This is a genomic window from Flavobacterium agricola (assembly GCF_025919725.1).
Lineage (GTDB): Bacteria > Bacteroidota > Bacteroidia > Flavobacteriales > Flavobacteriaceae > Flavobacterium > Flavobacterium agricola.
In genome coordinates this window covers 128661-148188 of record NZ_CP081495.1, presented here as the reverse complement: position 1 = coordinate 148188, position 19528 = coordinate 128661, and the positions used below count along the sequence as shown (strand labels likewise).

Genomic DNA, 19528 nt, shown 5'->3' with positions numbered 1-19528 from the left:
ACGCAAAAAATTAATGTATTTAAGCACTAAATGCTATCTGGTTAAGTTCAAAATGAATTAAGTTTTTAGAAAAATAAACATTAGAAACTTTTAATTTACAATCATAAGCAGTTTTTCTAACAAAATCAGCTAACAAAACTTCAAAATCTATTTCAATTTTATCATTATTAAATTTGATTCCTTCTTGATTTAATTTAGCTAAATATTTATTCAAACCAAAATTACTAAACAAAGAAGGAATAGCTAGAAGTTTAGTTGAAATATCAAAAACTTCACAATGTAATATATTGTCTTGTATGCAATTAATTTTAACTTTAAAATCAAAATTAATTGTAGTCCAACGTTTATAAGAACATTGAAATTTAATATTATCATTAATCGAAATATTTTTAACACTAAAAGATTCGGATACTCCATTTTTGTTAAAAACAAAATTTAAAATGTTAAGTAAATCGCTCTCTGATAAAGAAAGGTTAATAGCTGAAATTGTCATAATTTTAATTAAATATTAAAACAAAAATCAACTAAATTTAGAATCCAAAAACAATAAATTAGTAAATACCTATTTATTTTTAGTAAACAAAATTTATAAAACAAAAAAGTCCGAACCATTTCTGATTCGGACTTATAAAAAAGGCAGCGACATACTCTCCCACATAAATGCAGTACCATCTGCGCTAACGAGCTTAACTTCTCTGTTCGGGATGGGAAGAGGTGAGCCTCGTTGCAATAACCACCTTAAATCGGTTTGCTATATCTAGCAATATATGGTTGACCCTATTACAATAGTTGTTCTATACAAACTCTTCTACTTTTATTAGAAAGAAGTCCTCCTGCCTACTTAATTTCAGCAGGAGACAAATACATAAGCTTACGGGTTATTAGTACTACTCGACTATGACATTACTGCCTTTACATCTATAGCCTATCAACGTTGTCATCTACAACGACCCTTTAAAGAAATCTAATCTTGTGGTGGGTTTCGCGCTTATATGCTTTCAGCGCTTATCCCTGCCCAACGTAGCTACTCAGCGATGCACCTGGCGGCACAACTGATACACCAGAGGTTAGTCCAATTCGGTCCTCTCGTACTAGAATCAGATCCACGCAAATTTCTAACGCCCACAGTAGATAGAGACCGAACTGTCTCACGACGTTCTGAACCCAGCTCGCGTGCCACTTTAATGGGCGAACAGCCCAACCCTTGGGACCTTCTCCAGCCCCAGGATGTGACGAGCCGACATCGAGGTGCCAAACCCCCCCGTCGATATGAGCTCTTGGGGGAGATCAGCCTGTTATCCCCGGCGTACCTTTTATCCTTTGAGCGATGGCCCTTCCATGCGGAACCACCGGATCACTATGCTCTACTTTCGTACCTGATCGACCTGTATGTCTCTCAGTCAAGCTCCCTTATGCCATTGCACTCTACGCACGGTTACCAAGCGTACTGAGGGAACCTTTAGAAGCCTCCGTTACTCTTTTGGAGGCGACCACCCCAGTCAAACTACCCACCAAGCAATGTCCTCTGCAACGCAGAGTTAGACCTCAGATAAGCAAAGGGTGGTATTTCAACAATGACTCCACAACGCCTAGCGACGCCACTTCATAGTCTCCCACCTATCCTACACATCACTTATCCAAGAACAATACTAAGCTATAGTAAAGGTGCACAGGGTCTTTTCGTCCCACTGCGGGTAAACGGCATCTTCACCGTTACTACAATTTCACCGAGCTCATGGCTGAGACAGTGTCCAGATCGTTACACCATTCGTGCAGGTCGGAACTTACCCGACAAGGAATTTCGCTACCTTAGGACCGTTATAGTTACGGCCGCCGTTTACTGGGGCTTCAATTCAATGCTTCTTCTTGCGAATAACATCTCCTCTTAACCTTCCAGCACCGGGCAGGTGTCAGACCTTATACGTCATCTTACGATTTTGCAAAGCCTTGTGTTTTTGATAAACAGTCGCCTGGACCTTTTCACTGCGGCCAGCATTGCTGCTGGCGACCTTTCTCCCGAAGTTACAGGTCTATTTTGCCTAATTCCTTAGCCATGAATCTCTCGAGCGCCTGAGGATACTCTCCTCGACTACCTGTGTCGGTTTACGGTACGGGTTCTAATAATCTATGTTTAGAGGTTTTTCTTGGAAGCCCTTAGGCACACTATCACGCCATCCGAAGATTTTGTGTACTATCGTATTTCACCAAGACCTGCGCATTTTACTACAAGTCCTATAGTTACGTACTTTAACGAACTATTCCGTCAGTCCGCGGTGCTTTCATCACTCCGTCACCCCATCACAATTATTAGAAGTACGGGAATATTAACCCGTTGGCCATCGACGTCCCCCTTCGGGTGTGCCTTAGGTCCCGACTAACCCTAAGCTGATTAGCATAGCTCAGGAAACCTTAGTCTTACGGCGGGAGGGTTTCTCGCCCTCCTTATCGTTACTTATGCCTACATTTGCTTTTCTAAACAGTCCAGCATACCTCACAGTACACCTTCAACCCAGTTTAGAATGCTCCCCTACCACTTGCGCTTAGCGCAAATCCATAGCTTCGGTAGTATACTTATGCCCGATTATTATCCATGCTCGTTCGCTCGACTAGTGAGCTGTTACGCACTCTTTAAATGAATGGCTGCTTCCAAGCCAACATCCTAGCTGTCTAAGCAAACAAACCGCGTTTTTTCAACTTAGTATACATTTGGGGACCTTAGCTGATGGTCTGGGTTCTTTCCCTCTCGGACATGGACCTTAGCACCCATGCCCTCACTGCTGTAAAACATTTATTAGCATTCGGAGTTTGTCAGGAATTGGTAGGCGGTGAAGCCCCCGCATCCAATCAGTAGCTCTACCTCTAATAAACTAAAACAGCGCTGCACCTAAATGCATTTCGGGGAGTACGAGCTATTTCCGAGTTTGATTGGCCTTTCACCCCTACCCACAGATCATCCCAAGACTTTTCAACGTCAACGGGTTCGGTCCTCCATTTAGTGTTACCTAAACTTCAACCTGTCCATGGGTAGATCACACGGTTTCGCGTCTACCACTACTGACTAAAGCGCCCTATTAAGACTCGCTTTCGCTACGGATCCACACCTAAAGTGCTTATCCTTGCCAGCAACGGTAACTCGTAGGCTCATTATGCAAAAGGCACGCCGTCACCCCATAAAAGGGCTCCGACCGCTTGTAAGCGTATGGTTTCAGGATCTATTTCACTCCGTTATTCACGGTTCTTTTCACCTTTCCCTCACGGTACTGGTTCACTATCGGTCTCTCAGGAGTATTTAGCCTTACCGGATGGTCCCGGCAAATTCAATCAGGGTTTCACGTGCCCCGACCTACTCAGGATACCACTATCTATTACATCGCTTACTTATACGAGACTATCACCCTCTTCGGTTAACCTTTCCAGGTTATTCTAATTCGCTTTGCATAAAATATCGTGGTCCTACAACCCCAATATTGCCGTAACAATATTGGTTTGGGCTGTTCCGCGTTCGCTCGCCACTACTTACGGAATCACTCTTGTTTTCTTCTCCTCCGCCTACTTAGATGTTTCAGTTCAGCGGGTTTGCTCATCTTTCGATGTGACTAGTCTTCAACTAGACAGGTTGCCCCATTCGGATATCTACGGATCTATTCGTGTGTGCCAATCCCCGTAGCTTTTCGCAGCTTATCACGTCCTTCATCGCCTCTGAGAGCCTAGGCATCCCCCATACGCCCTTAATTTGCTTATGTATGAGTTTTCTACACAGAACTTGCGTTCTACTGTAAAAAAATTATTTTTTTTTCTTTCTACTTTTTGTTTGTATTTTCTATTGCAATATGTCAATGAACGGTTATTTAGATATTTATCTAAAATCGTGGAGAATATCGGAGTCGAACCGATGGCCTCCTGCGTGCAAGGCAGGCGCTCTAGCCAGCTGAGCTAATCCCCCATTCTTCTATGTGAATGTTGAATCCTTGTTGATAGTATCTCAACACCCAACCCTAGAATTTCCTTTTTTTATCTATAAACAAAATAGTAGTCCCGCCCAGACTCGAACTGGGGACCCCTACATTATCAGTGTAGTACTCTAACCAGCTGAGCTACGAGACTCTGTATTTTACTTATAAATTTTTGAACTAACAGCGAGAGTAATTTCAATATAAAGTTGAACCTATCAATACTTCTCTAGAAAGGAGGTGTTCCAGCCGCACCTTCCGGTACGGCTACCTTGTTACGACTTAGCCCCAGTCACTAGTTTTACCCTAGGCAGCTCCTTGCGGTCACCGACTTCAGGTACCCCCAGCTTCCATGGCTTGACGGGCGGTGTGTACAAGGCCCGGGAACGTATTCACCGGATCATGGCTGATATCCGATTACTAGCGATTCCAGCTTCACGGAGTCGAGTTGCAGACTCCGATCCGAACTGTGACCGGTTTTGTAGATTCGCTCCTACTCGCGTAGTGGCTGCTCACTGTACCGGCCATTGTAGCACGTGTGTGGCCCAGGACGTAAGGGCCGTGATGATTTGACGTCATCCCCACCTTCCTCGCAGTTTACACTGGCAGTCTCGTTAGAGTTCCCGACATCACTCGATGGCAACTAACGACAGGGGTTGCGCTCGTTATAGGACTTAACCTGACACCTCACGGCACGAGCTGACGACAACCATGCAGCACCTTGTAAATTGTCCGAAGAAATATCTGTTTCCAAATACGTCAATCTACATTTAAGCCCTGGTAAGGTTCCTCGCGTATCATCGAATTAAACCACATGCTCCACCGCTTGTGCGGGCCCCCGTCAATTCCTTTGAGTTTCAAACTTGCGTTCGTACTCCCCAGGTGGGATACTTATCACTTTCGCTTAGTCACTCAGTCCGAAAACCGAACAACTAGTATCCATCGTTTACGGCGTGGACTACCAGGGTATCTAATCCTGTTCGCTACCCACGCTTTCGTCCATCAGCGTCAATACTTTGTTAGTAACCTGCCTTCGCAATTGGTATTCCATGTAATATCTATGCATTTCACCGCTACACTACATATTCTAGTTACTTCACAAAAATTCAAGCCCAGCAGTTTCAATGGCAATTTTACAGTTAAGCTGCAAACTTTCACCACTGACTTACTAGGCCGCCTACGGACCCTTTAAACCCAATGATTCCGGATAACGCTCGAATCCTCCGTATTACCGCGGCTGCTGGCACGGAGTTAGCCGATCCTTATTCGTATAGTACCGTCAAGACCCCTCGCAAGGGATGGTTTCTTCCTATACAAAAGCAGTTTACAATCCATAGGACCTTATTCCTGCACGCGGCATGGCTGGTTCAGAGTTGCCTCCATTGACCAATATTCCTCACTGCTGCCTCCCGTAGGAGTCTGGTCCGTGTCTCAGTACCAGTGTGGGGGATCTCCCTCTCAGGACCCCTACCCATCATCGTCTTGGTAAGCCGTTACCTTACCAACTAACTAATGGGACGCATGCCCATCTTATACCGTAATCTTTAGTCGTAAATTGATGCCAATCTAAAACACCATAAGGCGTTAATCCAAATTTCTCTGGGCTATTCCTTAGTATAAGGTAGGTTGCATACGCGTTACGCACCCGTGCGCCGGTCTCAAAGCAGCAAGCTGCTTCTACCCCTCGACTTGCATGTGTTAGGCCTGCCGCTAGCGTTCATCCTGAGCCAGGATCAAACTCTTCATCGTATATTTTTATTATTGTACGATTGCTAGGTCTTTTTTTCTTTAATACGAGATTACTCTCTTACTTTTTTGCTGTCAATTCAATATATCAATGAACGTAATCGTTACTTCTTTTTTAACGCATCCCGTGTTTTTCACAGTTGCGAGTGCAAAAGTAAAACTTATTTTTAATCTTACAAAACTTTTTTAGAAAAATATTTTTTTTCTTTTTTAACCGGTTTTAGCCGATTTTAAAAGCGTTTTGAAGATTACAATAGGTTTATGAACTTGAGATAAAAAAACAAGGCATATATCCTTGTTTGCGATGGCAAAGATAGTACCTTTTTTTTATCGCAAACAAATAAAAATGCATCTTTTTAAAAACTATTTTTTAAAACGTTCATTTTGTGAAGGGTTAGCGAATGATTTTTTTGTTATTCGGGAGGAAATAAATAAGAGCAATTGTTACATAATCAGCAAAATGAAAAAAAGACGAGAAAAACGTACAAATAAAAGTATCATAGAAAGTAATATTTATCTTTATATGATCAAAAAAAATAGAACAAGCATATGATGTTTTGCTTTCGCATATACATAAAAAAATTGTTTTAACAGAAAATGAAGAAAAAACACTTGTTACTTTTTTCAATTTAAAAAGTTTGAAAAAAAAGCAACTCGTATTACAAGAAGGCGGTATATCTGATTCAATTTCATTTGTTGCAACCGGTTTATTAAGATCGTACACAATGAATGAAAAAGGCAATGAACATATTAGCTTGTTTGCCTGGGAAGGTTGGTGGATTTCGAACTTTAATAGCTTTATTTGTGGAGGTGAAGCTAAGTTAAACATTGATGCTATCGAGGATTCTACTTTATTACAGCTTACTAGGGAGAATTATGAGAAGATGCTTGAAGCAATTCCAGCAATGGAAAAGTACTTTCGTATTCTCTATCAAAATAGCTTAACTACTAAAGATACAAGGCTAATTAGCGCTAATACACATACTGCTGAAGAAAAATACATTCATTTTTTAGAATCTTACCCTAATTTAATTAAACGTTTACCTCAGAACTTAATAGCATCATACCTAGGCATAACCCCTGAGACCATTAGTAGAATAAAGAAAAAAATAAATGATTAAAATTGATCTGGATCATTTTTACACCACAATTAGCACAATAAATTTGCAACAAATAATTATTTATGGAAAATATAGCTTTAGTTGTTGGATCGAGTGGTATGACCGGAAACAACTTATGTACAGAATAAATAAACCAAAGATGGGAAGTTTTTGGATTGTCTAGAAGCGCTAAGAAAGACATTTTTGGAGTAAAACCAGTAAAAGCTAATTTATTAGATAAAGCTACTTTAGAAAAAGCTTTGGAACACATTCATCCGACGCATGTTTTTTTTACCACATGGATGAAAGGCAGCTCTGAAGAGGAAAATATTTTATTAAACAGTTCGCTAGTTGCTAACTTATTAGATACTGTTAGAAAGAAAAGATCAGTTAAACACGTGACATTGGTTACGGGGTTAAAACATTACTTAGGCCCGTTTGAAAGTTATGTTTCTGAAGGTAAGTTACCAGAAACACCATTACGCGAAGATCAGCCGCGATTAAGTTTCCCTAACTTTTATTACGCGCAAGAAGATGAATTATTTGCTGCTGCTGAAAAAGATGGTTTTACCTGGAACGTTCACCGACCACACACCGTAATTGGTAATGCCGTTGGCAATTTAATGAACATGGGAACAACCTCAGCGGTTTACGCTTCAATCTGCAAAGAACATAACTTACCTTTCATTTTCCCAGGATCTAAGGCACAATGGGAAGGTTCATCAGATGTTACAGATGCAAAAATTTTAGCTAAACAAATTATTTGGGCTACACAAACACCTTTAACTAACAACAAAGCCTTTAACATTCTAAATGGTGATGTTTTTAGATGGAGCTGGTTATGGAAACAAATTGCAGAATGGTTTAGAATAGAATATGAAGGATTCCAAAACCAGATAAGACCACTAGAAAAAACTTTAGAAGGAAAAGAGGCATTATGGACAGAAATGGCACAAAAGTTTAATTTAGTAGGAGCAGATTTAAATAAAGTTAGCTCTGCATGGCATACGGATTTAGATTTAGGCCGCCCGATTGAAGTAATTACAGATATTACAAATAGCCGTTCTCTTGGTTTTAAAGAATTTTACAACACAAAAAAATCGTTTATAAGTTTGTTTGAAAAATTAAAATTAGACAAGGTCATTCCTTAATTTTTCAACTTACCTATGTCAAATATCAAAAACGTAAATAAAGCTAAAAGTTTATTGACGTTTTTGATATTGATACATTATAAAAAATATACAATTAATTTTTAATAATTTCAATTTCCACACGGCGATTAGCTGCACGTTCGGCTTCGGATTGTTCAGGAATTGTAAATCGAGGTTGCGTACTACCCAAACCTTTAAATCGCACTTGATGTTCCTTAACACCATAACGCATTAAAACGCGCTTAATTTGTTTGGCGCGTTGGGTTGACAAATCACGCGTATCTCTGGGCTGGCAACATATATGTCCTTGAACCTCGATTACTAAATTAGGATTTTGCAGCAAAATATTAGCCAACTCATCCATTATAGGTTTAGATTGTGGCAACATAGCAAACGTATCTATTCGGAAATAAATGTTTGGCAGTTCTATTTTATCTCCTACCCAAGCATTATTAACTTTTTCGGCCAAGGTTGCATGGGGAGAAATAGGTTGCCGTTGAATGCCAAGAATTTGATTTTCGAGCGCAAGCTCATCTTCTTTTAAATAAAAAATATCAACACGGCGATTTTTTGCTTGGTCTTTTTCTAAATCGTGATTTTTACCAAAGCTTTGCAACTCAAAATCATCGCGTATTTGAAGATAAGGTTTGAGTAAATGATACATATTTTGCACGCGCTTTTGCGATAACGTATCATTATATATAACAGTTCCGACTTGATCGGTAAACCCGTGCATGGAAATAATTTTGGAACTGCGGTTTTGCTTGATCCAATTAGCTAGCGAATCGACCTGCGGTTCGCTTAATTCGTACTTATCTGTATCAAAATAAACCGTAAACTTATTTTGCGCAGTTACTATTTGCAGACAAACTACACAACATAAAACAAATAGCTTTTTCATGTTATAAAAATAAAAAAAAAGGACTGATATTCAGTCCTTTTTCATTGGTAATTAGCGAGAAAATAATAATTCACGATATTTTGTTAAGGTCCACATTTCATTATCAACAATTAATTCTAATTTATCTGAATGATAACGAATTTGATCGAAATATGGTTTTACGTTGTCGCAATACGCATCGGCAATTTCTTGCACATTAGTTAACGAATTGGCCTGTTTACGCGCATCCATCATTTCATAAACCTTGGCATGAATACCGTTTATATGTTTGGATATTTTTTTAAGAATTAAAAGCTGTTCTTCGGCATATTGTTCGTAATCGGCTCCAAAAATTTCTTTTAACCCTTTTACGTTTTCTACAATAACATTTTGATAACGAATAGCTGTTGGTACTACGTGATTACGAACAATATCGCCCAACACACGGCCTTCGATTTGAATTTTTTTAATGTATTCTTCCAATTCAATTTCGTAACGCGCTTCAACCTCGGTATGATCCATAACGTTCATTTCTTGGAACACAGAGAAAGCTTTTTCAGAAATTCTTGCTTTTAAAGCTGCTGGAGTAGATTTGTGGTTAGAAAGTCCGCGACGAACCGCTTCTTCTTCCCATTCTTTGCTATATCCATCACCTTCAAATAAAATATTTTTGGTGTCTTTTATATATTCGCGTAACACGTTAAAAATAGCTTCGTCTTTCTTTAATCCGCCGTTTTCAATTAAATCGTCCACTTCCTTTTTAAAATCAACCAATTGCTTAGCAACAATGGTATTAATTACCGTCATGGCATTAGCGCAGTTTGCGGTAGAACCTACAGCACGGAATTCGAACTTATTGCCTGTAAAAGCAAATGATGATGTGCGGTTACGATCGGTATTATCTAACAACACGTCTGGAATTTTACCTACAACGTTTAGTTTTAATTCTGTTTTTTCTTCTGGAGATAATTTTCCGGTAGAAACTCCTTCAAGTTCTTCTAAAACCTTGGTTAGTTGTTGGCCGATAAAAATAGAAACAATTGCCGGTGGCGCTTCGTTAGCTCCTAAACGATGATCGTTTGATGCTGATGCGATAGATGCACGCAACAATTCTTCATAAATTGAAACCGCTTTAATGGTATTAATGAAGAAAGTTAAAAACTGCAAATTGCTCATTGGTGTTTTACTTGGTGAAAGTAAATTTACGCCAGTATCGGTAGAAAGTGACCAATTGTTGTGCTTACCCGACCCGTTAACGCCTTTAAAAGGTTTTTCGTGAAATAGCACTTTAAAATAATGACGTTCTGCAACTTTTTGCATTACATCCATTAATAAGGAGTTGTGGTCAACCGCTAAATTTGCTTCTTCAAAAATTGGCGCCAATTCAAATTGATTTGGAGCAACTTCATTATGACGCGTTTTAACAGGAATTCCTAACAACATACATTCGTTTTCTAAATCGCGCATGTAGTTTAAAACACGAGAAGGAATCGATCCAAAATAATGATCTTCTAATTGCTGTCCTTTAGCTGCTGTGTGCCCTAACAAGGTACGTCCGGTTTGTAAAATATCAGGACGAGAAGCTGCTAAAGCCGAATCTATTAAAAAATATTCTTGTTCCCAACCTAAGGTTGCAACAACTTTTTTTACGTTTTTATCAAAATATTTACAAACTTCAGTAGCGGCAGCATCTATTGCAGAAAGCGCACGTAACAAAGGTGTTTTATTATCTAAAGCTTCGCCGGTGTACGAAACAAAAACGGTAGGAATACATAAAGTTGTACCGTAAATAAATGCTGGCGAAGTTGGATCCCAAGCTGTGTAACCACGCGCTTCGAACGTATTACGAATACCACCATTAGGAAAAGATGATGCATCTGATTCTTGCTGAACCAATTGCGTACCTGCTAAACGCTCAATCGGATCTGCCCCGTCTGGAGAAGTTTCAAAAAAAGCATCATGCTTTTCTGCCGTTGTACCTGTTAGCGGTTGAAACCAATGCGTATAATGCGTAACGCCTTTAGAAAGCGCCCACTCTTTCATACCCATTGCAACGCTGTCTGCTAATTTACGATCTATTTTCACCCCCAAATCCATTGCGTTTTTAACCGCTTTGTAAGCATCTGGAGTTAAAAATTGTCGCATAGATTTATCATTAAAAACATTGCTACCGAAAATTGCCGACTTACGGTCTAATTCAGAAACGTTTACCATTGGTCTGGTTCCTGCAATTTTTAATGCTTCAAATCGAAATGATGCCATACTACCTATTATTATAATTAATATTGGTTTGTTTTTCGCTACAAATTTATAAAAAAACACAAACTATTTACAAAACACCCCTATTTTTTATATGTTAAATTATCATTATCTACAATCAACAAAAGCACAACCCCCAATAAAACAAGGGTTGATTTACAAAAACAACAATTAGCAAATTTTACAGATAGTTTATATATTGCATAAAACTAATACTTATAATGGAAACTATTTTTTATAAAGGACAAGTACTTTGGTCTATGATTGATGCTAACAGACATGTTAGGCATTCAGCTTATTCTGATATGTGCACCCAAGCACGTAGCAACTTAATGATTCACATTGGTCTTTCTATGAAAGAATGCCTAAAACTTGGAATTGGTCCGGTATTATTTCGAGAAGAAACGCTTTTTAAACGCGAAGTAAGAATGGATGAGTTTGTTTATATTGAAGTTGCCTTAACAAAATATGATACACAAAAGTCAAGATTTAGTATCGAACATAAATTATTTAAAGTAGACGGTACTTTAAGCGCTATTGTAAATGTAGATGGTGCTTTTATGAATTTAAAAGAACGCGCTCTAACTGTTTTACCTCAGGATATACAAGCAAAGGTTTTACAAATACCGAAAGCTACAACTTATGTAGAAATATAAAAAAGAGAAAGCTAAAGCTTTCTCTTTTTTTTACTGTACGTTATATGGTATTTTATACGTAGGATCTGTATTGATATCAACCTTAACTAAAACGTCGGCATTTTTAAGTAATTGAATACAATCGGCAGATAAATGTGTTAAAACAATTTTTTTATCTTTTGCTCTATATTTTTCGGCTAACTTATTTAAAGCTTCAATACCCGAAACATCTGCTATTCTACTTTCTTTAAAACTTACAACTACATTTTCAGGATCGGCATCCACATCAAACTTTTCTATAAAATGAGAAACCGACGCAAAAAATAAAGGTCCATAAATTTCGTAATATTTTATTCCGTCATTAGCTACATATTTACGTGCACGAATACGTACCGCACTTTCCCAAGCAAAAACTAAGGCCGAAATAATAACTCCAGCTAAAACGGCCAAAGCCAAATTGTGCATAAAAATGGTAATTGCCATAACAACCAACATAACAATTGTATCTGATTTTGGCATTTTATGAATAAACTTAAAACTACTCCATTTAAAGGTTAAAAAAGCAACCACCATCATTACTCCGGTTAAAGCTGCCATAGGAACCATTTCTATAAACGGAGCGCCTACTAAAATAATAAGTAAAATGGCAAAAGCACCTATTACGCCAGCCAAACGCGTACGTGAGCCCGCATCAATATTAACAAAAGTTTGCGCAATCATGGCACAACCACCCATTCCGGTAAAAAATCCATTTAAAATATTTGCTGAACCTTGTGCTAAACATTCTTGATTACTATCTCCACGGGTTTCAGTCATTTCATCAACCACTGTTAAGGTTAATAAGGTTTCTATCAAACCAACGCCAGCCATTACTAAGGCGTATGGAAAAATAACCTGCAAGGTTTCTAACGAAAAAGGAACCATTGGAATATGAAACGGAGGTAATGTACCAGCTATGGTTGCAATATCTTTCACCGTACGGGTTTCTATTCCTAATGCGGCAACTAAGGCAAAAACCACAACAATACCAACCAATGATGCAGGAATTTTTTTTGTTATTTTTGGAAATAGAAAAACAATTACAACAGTTAAACCTGTTAAAGCAAGCATTTTATATAATTCAGGGCCTTGCATCCAGACCTCTTGTCCAGCCTGTATTGTTTTAAATTGTTTTAGTTGCGATAAAAAAATTACAACCGCTAAACCGTTTACAAAACCATACATTACCGATTCTGGAACTAAACGAATAAATTTTCCCAATTTAAAAACTCCAACCAGTAACTGAAAAATTCCGGCTAAAATTACAGTTACAAACAAATATTCAACACCATGTGTTTGCACCAAAGCAATTAAAACAATTACCGTTGCTCCTGCTCCGCCAGAAATCATAGCTGGACGTCCGCCAAACAATGCGGTAACTAATCCCATAATAAAAGCAGCATATAAACCATTTAACGGATTTAAATTAGCTAAAATAGCAAACGATAACGATTCCGGTATCATGGTCATTGCTACGGTTAAACCGGCTAAAATTTCTACTTTATAATTTATATTGCCCCAACCGTGCTTTAACTTTTGTAACATGTTTTTTTTGCAAATGTAAATAAAAATAGCCCGTAAAGGGCCATATCAATTAAGTTGAAAAATAAAATGCAGGCCTTGGCCTGCATTTTTCTCTTACTAAACAAACAAAAAATTACCAGTAAACTGGCTTACTAACATATAAATTCTAACTCAACACTATTAAAACGTGAATCAAAATAAAATATTATATTTTAAACCCATAAAAGTTAAAATTTCATTATTTAAAACAAAAACAACATTGATAATCAATCAATTAAAAAATTTAAAATATTATTTTTTTTAAGAAATGTAAATCAATCAATTATTTTACTATTTTTGCATGCCTTATAATTTATTACTAACTGATTTACAGCTATTTAAGTTGATGACAAACTTTGATATTAATGTTGACTATATTTTAGAAAATGACTTCGTAAAGTTAATTCCGCTTCAGGAAAACCATTTTCATGACTTATTATATTTTACTGAAAATGAACCAGAAATTTGGGAATATACCATGGTGAAAGCCAATACGCCAGATAATTTAAAAAAATATATTAGCGCTGCTATTGAAGCTCGAATTAAACAACAAGAATATGCGTTTATTGTTTATGATAAAATGCAAAATAAATTTGCAGGCGCTACCCGCTTTTGTGACATTAATTTAGGGTTACAAAAAATGCAAATGGGTTATACCTGGTATGGTAAGCACCACCAAGGTACTGGCATTAACAAGCATTGTAAATATTTGTTGCTTGATTTTTGTTTTGAAACCATGCATATGGAGCGCTTAGAATTTCGTTGCTATACTGAAAATGAGCGCAGCATTAATGCCTTAAAAAGCATTGGTTGTACCATTGAGGGCGTTATACGCAGCAACGCCATTGCACCAAATGGTTTACGCCGTGATAGCATGGTATTAAGTATTTTAAAACACGAATGGCATTTTAATGTAAAAACCATGTTACAAAACAAACTTTACAGCACGCCAGCTTTAGCAATATAAAAAAAGCTCAACTTTAAAAGTTGAGCTTTTTAATTAATATTTTCTTTCTTTATTTAGCTTTTCCATTTCTTTAAGCTGATCTTCAGAAATAACTTTTAAAAACGAAGGATGCTGTTCAATAGCAAATTCAATTTTTCTAACAATTTCATCAATCGATTCGTTATCGTAATCAATACGTAATGGTGCCTTGATTACCATAGATTGTAAAATGCCTTTTTTCTTTAAACGTAAACCTTTTTTATCAAAAGAACGTCTAAATCCGTCAATCACAACCGGTACAACAATTGGTTTATAATTTTTTATAATGTGCGCAGTACCTTTACGTACGGGCTTAAACGATTTGGTTGTTCCTTGCGGAAACGTTATTACCCATCCGTCTTTTAAAGCTTCGCCAATATTGGCTGTATCATCTAAATTTACAGCTTTTTTATCGGCACCGCTAATATCGGCACCATTGGCACGCCAAGTTCTTTCAACAGAAATTGCTCCTGCATAAGCCATTATACGAGGTAAAAGGCCTTTTTGCATGGTTTCTTTAGCTGCAACGTAATACAAATTTAACTTGGGGTTAAATAAATAACCTGCAACATTGTTAATATTATTTTCGCGTCCTTTTAAGCTGGCGTTAAATACATGAAACATGGCAACAACATCAGCAAAATACGTTTGATGGTTGGATATAAAAAGTACATTGTTTTGGGGCAAATTTCTTAAAATATCTGAGCCTTCAATATTTAATTGATTAAATCCTTTATAGCGTTTATGCGTTAGCAAACCAAAAGCATAAATTAACCAGCGTTTTAAAAATAAGATGTGCCCAAATATGTTTCGCTTAAATAATCCCATTTTTTATTTTTTTGTCAGACAACAAAGGTACATATTTCTATTGTTTTAATAAAACATCTAGCACATCTATTAATTCGCTTAAAATCATAGCAGTTGCTCCCCAAACTACATAATCATTAATTTTAAAATAAGGAACCGAAGTTGAATTAGAATACGATGTTGTCATGTTTTGAAACTGAACTACATCGGGATGAAACAAATCGGCCACCTTAACTTCAATTATATTTTTTACTTCTCGAGGATCTGGATTAAAGGTAAACGATTGGTTGGCAAATCCAATAAACGGATAAATCATAAAATTACTTGGTGGCACATAAACCGGTGATAAAGCACTGGCAACTTGCTGTACCGAAATATTTATTCCAATCTCCTCCTCAGTTTCTCGCACTGCGGTATGTTTTAAATCTAAATCAAATTTTTCTTTTTTACCGCCAGGCAAGCTAATTTGTTTAGAATGCACGCCCGCATATTCATTTCGCTCGGTTAGCACAAAATACGTTTCGTTATTTTTTTGGTAAAACAATATTAAAACAGCAGCTTCGCGATAATCTAAACTCGAAAAGTCTAAGCTGCGTAATTGGTTGATGCGTTCAAAAGGAGCCATCTTTTCGTGCGATACTAAAAATGGTAACTCAATATTTTGTAATTTTGTAAGCGATTGTAAAAATGTATCAAATTTCATTTTTCGAAATAAATCTATAGTAATAAAGATACTGAAATGTTTAGTAAAGAAGAAGCACTAAAAATAAAAAAAGAATTTTGGACAACCTTTGCGGAAGAATATCCAAGAAAATGGTTGTTGTACGACACGAAGATTAAAGATTTTACATTTAAATTTTACGCCGACAACAAAAAAGCGCAAGTAACTTTAGATATCGAATGTAAAGATGATGAAAAGCGAAAAATTTATTATGAAAAAATAGAATCGTTAAAAACCATTTTGTTAGAAGAACATGTGCCGGATGCTATTTTTGAACGTAATTTTTATTTAGACAACGGCAAACTAATTAGTAAAATTTGGGTTGAAAAAACAGGAGTTTGCATTAACAACCGAGCAACATGGCCAGCTATTTATGACTTTTTTAATGAAAAAATGGCTGCGTTTGAATACTTTTTTTACGAATACCAAGATTATATTTCTGACCTAGAAATTAACACATAAAAAAAAGCTTACCATTTAGGTAAGCTTTTTTATTTATAAGTTTTTGTATAACATAACCATATCTAAACACGGTATTTTGTTTTCTACAATTTTTTCGTCATAATGTTCTACAAAAAAGTTTTCTTTAATATAGCTCATTCTAAAACCTAATTTTTGATACAAAAGCAATTGAGATAATGATGAATTTCCGGTTCCTATCCATAATTTTTTGTAGCCATTTTGTTTGGCTTGCTTGGCACAGAAATGAATTAAATCGGTTCCTAATCCTTGATTCTGATATTCTTCGTCAACGGCAATATTTTTAATTTCTATTTCAGTATCGTTTAACTTTAAAAGAGCAACAACAGCAACCGGAAAAGTTTCTTCGTACAACTGAAAAATAATACAATTATCAATGTACGATGCAATAACTTCTTCCGACGGATCAGCCAAAATTAACAAATCCCAATCTACCGTTTCGCTATTAACTTGAGCTATTTTCATTTTGTTTTTTATTTTTTTCTTCGATCCAACGGGACATAAATTCTGTACTTCTGTACAAATGGTAATTTAAAATTTGCCCCATAAAATTCGTATTGCGATGCAAAGTTAGGTTATTTTTTAATGATTCTATTTTTACCGAAAACAAATCGGCAAATAAATCTTTATCGTATTTACTTTTAATTAAATCATAGCCGTTTTGTTGGGCTTGTTTCCACTGGTTTTCATTTTGGTACAAATGTACAACTGCGTTGCAAAAATCGATTTCATTATCTGCAATCTGCCCGTTCCAAGGCAAATTATCGTACATGGCTTCGGCTCCAATTGGTGTTGTAACCGATGGCGTTCCGTATAACATAGCTTCGTACAATTTCCCTTTTATGCCGGCGCCAAACGGAATAGGTGCAACCATAACTTTAGCAGAACCTATTACCTCAGAAGCATTATCGGCACGGCCTTCAATAAAAAAACGTTCGGCAGGTTTGTGCAATTGCATAACTTTTTGCGACGGATAAGCACCATAAATGCGCATATTTACTTCTGGCAATTGTTTACGTAAAATAGGCCAAATGTTTTCTTTTATTATCTGAACGGTTGCCCAATTGGGCTCGTGTAAAAAATTACCGATGCAAACTAAATCGGCACGCTGATTAAATGTTTTATTAACAGCAGAATTCCAATCATTTAAATCGGTTAAAAAAGGTAAGTAAAACAAATGGTTTTCGGGAATTTGAAATTGATTTTGTAGCAACTGCATTTCGAAGGTTGAAATAATTAACGCCAAATCACAACGTAAAATGCTAGCAATTTCTCGTTTTGCATGTTCTGAAAACAAATCAGTCTCAGTAAAATCACGATTTTGCTTGTATGCCAATTGCCTTGCTTGGCGCAAACAATGCAAATCTTCAGTATCTAAAATTCGTAGCGCATTGGGGCATTGCTGTAACACGCGCCAACCAAATTGCTCTTCAACCATAAATCGGTCAAAAATAACCACATCAGGATTTAGTTGTTTTACAAAAGCATCAAAATTAGCATGGTTTAATTCTACGGTATGTGTAATTACATTTAAAGTTTGCAAATTGAAACCAAACAAGCTATTTGCAGCGGTTGATGCATAATGAATGGTGTATTTTTGGTTTTGAAACAAATTAATAAGTTGCAACATGCGCATGCCAGCTGCAGACGAATTTGGTTCTACCCAAACCGATGAAAGAATTAATAGCGTTGGATTCATGCCCCAAAATTAGCTTAATTTTTTTTTAATCAAAAAACAACGTAATTTTGTTGCACTAATTTATGTTTATTATGCTAGGATTAAAATTACCAACCGACCCAAGATGGGTAAACATTGTAGAATCTAACATTGAAGAGATTTTAACAGACCACGCTTGGTGTGAACATAAAGCAGCATCTAATGCCATGTACATTATTGTAAACAATTCTGAAAAACCCGATTTGGTTGCCGAAATGGTTGCTATTGCTCAGGAAGAAATGGAGCATTTTGGAATGGTTTTTAAAATTATTCAGGAACGCGTTAACTTTAGGACGTGAGCGTAAAGATGATTATGTTGGTGAATTGATGAAGTTTGCTAAAAAAGACGGAAGCCGAAACGATGCTTTAATTGAACGTTTGCTTTTTGCAGCGATGATTGAAGCGAGAAGTTGCGAACGTTTTAGAGTACTTTCTCAAAATATTGAAGATAAAGAATTGGCCGCTTTTTACCACGAATTAATGGTAAGCGAAGCCAACCATTATACCACTTTTTTAAAGTTGGCAAAAAAATATTCGGAACGTGTTGATGTAGATGCACGTTGGCAAGAATGGTTAACTTACGAAGCTACCATTATTGCAAAATATGGTAAAAAAGAAACCGTACATGGTTAACAAAAAATCCACTTCTATATGAAGTGGATTTTTTTATTATTTTATTATATAACCTGGCGTTAAAAGTTGCCAATTATTATCTTTTATATCAAACGTTTCTTCAAACAATAACTTTCCGTCTTTTTTATAAATCAGCTGTATTTGCTTATTAGTTTCAGGCTTAATTTTAGCTGCAACAAATCCTTTTTTGTTAGAAATTGCTATTTTTTTATTGTTATAAAAAACCTCAACATTTTCTATTGGATTTGCATTTTTATTTTTTACATGGCCAAAAACTGCGAATTCGTTTTTTTTCAATAAAACTGGTACATATTCATCTTTATAATTAGAATAATCTGCCATTTCTAATCCAATCTTCTTTCTGTTGGCTGCATAATTTTTATCTAATGGAAAAAGAAACATATCTTGATTTTCAGGCCAATATTTTGACTGAAGCCCGTATAACTGAGTTTGTTTTTTGCGAACCAATAATCTGTCTATAAATTGCGCGTATTCGTTTGGCATAATAGCTTTTTTTTGAAAAGCTATTTCAACAAAAGGTTTGTATTTTTCATGAAATTCGGAATGTTGTAAAATATAATAAAGCCCTTTTATAGATTCGTTAGATAATTCAATTTCATTTTCTAAATATTTATCAAGTAACGGAAATGCAATTTTTTGATTAACAGCATCAATCTTATTCATTTCGTCAAGTTTTTTATACAAATTTGTTTGATCTTCAGAATTTATTATTTCATGAAGCTCCTTTCTTACCGCTTGATCGCTTTTATATAATTGTTGAATTAATTCGTCGTTAGCTGTTTGCGAATAGCTTATTACACCTCCTAAACATAGCGCAAAAAATAAAATGTGTTTTATCATA

At 36.4% G+C, this 19528-nt stretch carries 14 protein-coding genes, 2 tRNA genes, 3 rRNA genes and 1 pseudogene; 6 read left to right on the top strand and 14 right to left on the bottom strand.

The annotated features are described in order from the left end of the window. Positions 1 to 19: 19 nt before the first annotated feature. The 6 genes from K5I29_RS00750 to K5I29_RS00725 form a co-directional block, all read right to left on the bottom strand. Entirely contained in the window at positions 20 to 493 is a 474-nt protein-coding gene (locus K5I29_RS00750) for a hypothetical protein (protein ID WP_264433979.1), read from the bottom strand. Between the two features lie 138 nt (positions 494 to 631). Then, positions 632 to 741, bottom strand: a 5S ribosomal RNA gene (gene rrf, locus K5I29_RS00745). Positions 742 to 861: 120 nt separating this feature from the next. Further along, positions 862 to 3743, bottom strand: a 23S ribosomal RNA gene (locus K5I29_RS00740). A gap of 126 nt (positions 3744 to 3869) precedes the next feature. Further along, positions 3870 to 3943, bottom strand: a tRNA-Ala gene (locus K5I29_RS00735). An 87-nt stretch (positions 3944 to 4030) separates the two neighbouring features. Continuing rightward, positions 4031 to 4104 (bottom strand) — tRNA-Ile (locus K5I29_RS00730). A 79-nt stretch (positions 4105 to 4183) separates the two neighbouring features. Next, positions 4184 to 5699: ribosomal RNA gene (locus tag K5I29_RS00725) — 16S ribosomal RNA — on the bottom strand. Together the 16S, 23S and 5S rRNA genes with 2 tRNA genes alongside form the textbook arrangement of a ribosomal RNA operon. A gap of 554 nt (positions 5700 to 6253) precedes the next feature. On the opposite strand from K5I29_RS00725, the gene K5I29_RS00720 reads away from it, so the two are divergent. Together K5I29_RS00720 and K5I29_RS00715 are read left to right on the top strand one after the other, a co-directional pair. Then, a complete protein-coding gene (locus K5I29_RS00720) occupies positions 6254 to 6817 on the top strand; it encodes a Crp/Fnr family transcriptional regulator (protein WP_264433978.1) in 564 nt (187 codons plus the stop codon). Positions 6818 to 6972: 155 nt separating this feature from the next. Further along, entirely contained in the window at positions 6973 to 7947 is a 975-nt protein-coding gene (locus K5I29_RS00715; RefSeq protein ID WP_264433977.1) for an SDR family oxidoreductase, read from the top strand. A gap of 94 nt (positions 7948 to 8041) precedes the next feature. Here K5I29_RS00715 and K5I29_RS00710 read toward each other — a convergent pair whose 3' ends face one another. Both K5I29_RS00710 and K5I29_RS00705 read right to left on the bottom strand, forming a co-directional pair. Next, entirely contained in the window at positions 8042 to 8848 is an 807-nt protein-coding gene (locus K5I29_RS00710; protein ID WP_264433976.1) for an OmpA family protein, read from the bottom strand. A 51-nt stretch (positions 8849 to 8899) separates the two neighbouring features. Beyond that, positions 8900 to 11089, bottom strand: coding sequence for a glutamine synthetase III family protein (locus K5I29_RS00705; protein ID WP_264433975.1), 2190 nt, complete (start codon positions 11087 to 11089; stop codon positions 8900 to 8902). Positions 11090 to 11307: 218 nt separating this feature from the next. Between K5I29_RS00705 and K5I29_RS00700 the strand changes: the two genes are divergently transcribed. Continuing rightward, positions 11308 to 11742: an acyl-CoA thioesterase gene (locus K5I29_RS00700; protein WP_264433974.1), complete on the top strand. Its 435-nt coding sequence runs from the start codon at positions 11308 to 11310 to the stop codon at positions 11740 to 11742. Between the two features lie 30 nt (positions 11743 to 11772). Here the strand turns inward: K5I29_RS00700 and K5I29_RS00695 are convergent, their stop codons facing one another. Further along, on the bottom strand, positions 11773 to 13305 hold the full coding sequence (locus K5I29_RS00695; RefSeq protein ID WP_264433973.1) for a SulP family inorganic anion transporter: 1533 nt from the start codon (positions 13303 to 13305) through the stop codon (positions 11773 to 11775). A gap of 319 nt (positions 13306 to 13624) precedes the next feature. Between K5I29_RS00695 and K5I29_RS00690 the strand changes: the two genes are divergently transcribed. After that, on the top strand, positions 13625 to 14290 hold the full coding sequence (locus tag K5I29_RS00690) for a GNAT family N-acetyltransferase (RefSeq protein ID WP_264433972.1): 666 nt from the start codon (positions 13625 to 13627) through the stop codon (positions 14288 to 14290). Between the two features lie 33 nt (positions 14291 to 14323). Here K5I29_RS00690 and K5I29_RS00685 read toward each other — a convergent pair whose 3' ends face one another. Together K5I29_RS00685 and K5I29_RS00680 are read right to left on the bottom strand one after the other, a co-directional pair. Beyond that, positions 14324 to 15136 (bottom strand): lysophospholipid acyltransferase family protein, encoded by an 813-nt coding sequence (locus tag K5I29_RS00685; protein WP_264433971.1) that lies wholly within the window; start codon positions 15134 to 15136, stop codon positions 14324 to 14326. A 37-nt stretch (positions 15137 to 15173) separates the two neighbouring features. Beyond that, complete coding sequence (locus K5I29_RS00680) at positions 15174 to 15818, bottom strand: NUDIX hydrolase (protein WP_264433970.1); 645 nt, start codon at positions 15816 to 15818, stop codon at positions 15174 to 15176. A gap of 36 nt (positions 15819 to 15854) precedes the next feature. Between K5I29_RS00680 and K5I29_RS00675 the strand changes: the two genes are divergently transcribed. Next, the gene (locus K5I29_RS00675) at positions 15855 to 16298 is read left to right on the top strand and encodes a DUF4268 domain-containing protein (protein ID WP_264433969.1); all 444 of its coding nucleotides are present in this window, start codon (positions 15855 to 15857) and stop codon (positions 16296 to 16298) included. Positions 16299 to 16331: 33 nt separating this feature from the next. Here the strand turns inward: K5I29_RS00675 and K5I29_RS00670 are convergent, their stop codons facing one another. After that, a complete protein-coding gene (locus tag K5I29_RS00670) occupies positions 16332 to 16781 on the bottom strand; it encodes a GNAT family N-acetyltransferase (protein ID WP_264433968.1) in 450 nt (149 codons plus the stop codon). Beyond that, entirely contained in the window at positions 16762 to 18015 is a 1254-nt protein-coding gene (locus tag K5I29_RS00665; protein WP_264433967.1) for a glycosyltransferase family 4 protein, read from the bottom strand. Before K5I29_RS00665 ends, K5I29_RS00670 begins: the two co-directional genes overlap by 20 nt. A 71-nt stretch (positions 18016 to 18086) precedes the next feature. Here K5I29_RS00665 and miaE point away from each other — a divergent pair. Further along, positions 18087 to 18666: pseudogene (gene miaE / locus K5I29_RS00660) on the top strand (tRNA isopentenyl-2-thiomethyl-A-37 hydroxylase MiaE). Positions 18667 to 18702: 36 nt separating this feature from the next. On the opposite strand, the gene K5I29_RS00655 reads toward miaE, so the two are convergent. Next, complete coding sequence (locus K5I29_RS00655) at positions 18703 to 19527, bottom strand: hypothetical protein (RefSeq protein ID WP_264433966.1); 825 nt, start codon at positions 19525 to 19527, stop codon at positions 18703 to 18705. Position 19528 lies beyond the last annotated feature (1 nt).